The organism is Sulfitobacter sp. HGT1, from assembly GCF_013282155.1.
Taxonomy (GTDB): domain Bacteria; phylum Pseudomonadota; class Alphaproteobacteria; order Rhodobacterales; family Rhodobacteraceae; genus Sulfitobacter.
Map to the genome: position 1 here is coordinate 1 of NZ_BLWI01000007.1, position 2350 is coordinate 2350.

Consider the following 2350-nt stretch of genomic DNA (forward strand, 5'->3'; position numbering starts at 1 on the left):
GGAGGTGATGACCGGTCTCGAGGATGTGGCAGCGATGGGTAAGGCGGTCGAGCAAAGCAGTGGTCATTTTGGCGTCACCAAAGACCGTTGCCCATTCGCTGAAGCTCAGGTTGGTGGTGATCACGACGCTGGTGCGCTCGTAAAGCTTGCTGAGAAGATGGAACAGCAAAGCACCGCCTGAGGTGCTGAACGGCAGATAACCCAGCTCGTCCAAGATCACCAAATCCGTCTTGATCAGCGCCTCAGCGATCTTTCCAGCTTTGCCCTGAACCTTTTCTTGTTCCAGCGCATTGACCAGTTCGACCGTCGAGAAGAAACGCACGCGCTTGCGATGATGTTCAATGGCTTGAACGCCAAGGGCAGTCGCGACGTGCGATTTGCCCGTGCCAGGACCACCGATCAAGACGACATTCTCAGCCGCGTCCATGAACTCACAGCGATGCAGTTGGCGCACGAGGGCCTCGTTGATCTCACTGGCAGCGAATGTGAAGCCAGAAAGATCCTTGTAGGCAGGGAAGCGGGCGGCCTTCATATGATAGGCGATTGAGCGCACTTCACGTTCAGCCATCTCAGCTTTAAGCAGTTGCGAGAGTATCGGGACGGCAGCATCAAACGCGGGTGCCCCCTGTTCGAGCAGATCGCCAACGGCCTGGGCCATCCCGGGCATCTTCAGGCTGCGCAGCATGATGACGATAGCGGCTCCGGCAGGATCATGACGCATGGCGCGTACCTCCCTGCCGTAATCCGTCATAGCGCGCAACATTGGCCTCGGGTTCCTTGCTTAGCGACAGCGCAGTCGGTGGCGTCACGTCAGGCTGCTCTGTTGGCTTTCCATCCACCAGCCTGTGAAGCAGGTTCAGCACATGGGTCTTGGTCGGCACGCCTGCGTCCAGTGCCATTTCTACGGCGCGGAGCACGGCCTGCTCGTCATGCTGCAAAACCAAGGACAAGATATCGACCATTTCCCGGTCTCCGCCAGGCTTACGCAGCATAAGGCTTTGAAGTTTACGGAATGCCTCAGGCATTTCTATGAAGGGTGCCCCATTGCGCAACGCACCAGGTTTGCGCTGGACCACCGCCAGATAATGCCGCCAATCATAGATGACGCGCCCAGGCGTACGGTGCGACCTCTCAATGATGCGCAGATGTTCACAAACCACCTGTCCCTCTGCGACAATCACCAGCCGTTCGGGGTAAATATGCAGACTGACTGGCCGGTTCGCGAAGCTCGCCGGGACAGAGTAGCGATTGCGATCAAAGGCGATCAGGCAGGTTGGTGACACGCGCTTGCTCAACTCAACAAAGCCGTCAAACGCCCTTGGTAGGGGCATCAACGCAGGCTGCTCGGCCTCCCAAGCATCAGCGATGCTCCCCTGCAAACTACCGTGTGCCGTCTCAGACCAAAGTACCTTGCAGCGATCTTCAAGCCAGTCGTTCAGGGCTTCAAGGTCTGGGAAGACGGGCGCGACCTGCCACAGTCGATGGCGGGCATCGCGGACGTTCTTCTCAACCTGGCCTTTCTCCCAGCCCGCCGCTGGATTGCAGAACTCAGGCTCAAAGACATAATGGCTCGTCATCGCCAAAAAACGCGCATTCACATCGCGCTGCTTGCCGCGTCCGACACGGTCAACAGCCGTCTTCATATTGTCATAGATGCCTCGGCCTGGGATGCCACCGAACACACGAAAGGCGTGCCAGTGGGCATCAAACAGCATTTCATGCGTCTGTAACAAATAGGCCCGCACCAAAAATGCGCGGCTGTGTGACAGCTTGATATGGGCCACTTGAAGCTTGACGCGTTCGCCGCCGATCACAGCCCAATCTTCGCTCCAATCGAACTGGAACGCCTCCCCAGGCTGAAAGACCAAAGGCATAAATGTCTCGCGACCACTTGTTTGTTGCGCGCGCTGCCGGTCAGCCTTCCAGGCCCGCACAAAGACTGCGACCCTCTCATATGATCCGTCAAAGCCAAGCTGCACCAAATCTGCATGTATCTGTTTAGCCGTGCGCCGCTCTTTACGCGACTTACGCTGCTCCATCAGCAGCCAACCCGACAGTTTCTCCGCAAACGGATCCAACTTGCTTGGCCGTGTTGGCGTCTGGAAGCTCGGCTCTACGATATCAGCGCGCAGATACTTCCTGATGGTGTTGCGAGACAGCCCAGTCCGCCGTGAAATCTCGCGAATGGGCATCTTGTCCCTTAAAGCCCACCGTCGAATTACGCTCAAAAATCCCATGTCTATCACTCCAATGACCCCCGACAAATCCCGTCAGGGGCACGGTTGCACATGGGTCATTTCTCAGTGACAATTCTGACCTCTACCGGGTCAGTTTTAAGTGACATCCAACA

At 56.9% G+C, this 2350-nt stretch carries 2 protein-coding genes; both read right to left on the reverse strand.

Annotation, left to right across the window (positions count from 1 at the left end; genetic code table 11):
* Window positions 1–721, reverse strand: a 721-nt coding sequence (gene istB, locus HGT1_RS06200; protein ID WP_176249070.1) for an IS21-like element helper ATPase IstB, incomplete at its 3' end; no start/stop codon positions are given.
* Window positions 711–2237, reverse strand: coding sequence for an IS21 family transposase (istA, locus tag HGT1_RS06205; RefSeq protein WP_176249071.1), 1527 nt, complete (start codon window positions 2235–2237; stop codon window positions 711–713). The genes istB and istA, both read right to left, overlap by 11 nt.
* Between the last annotated feature and the right edge of the window lie 113 nt (window positions 2238–2350).

Coding starts and splice junctions, on each gene's coding strand:
- istA (WP_176249071.1), bottom strand. CDS start 2,237: ATGGGATTTTTGAGCGTAATTCGACGGTGGGCTTTAAGGGACAAGATG.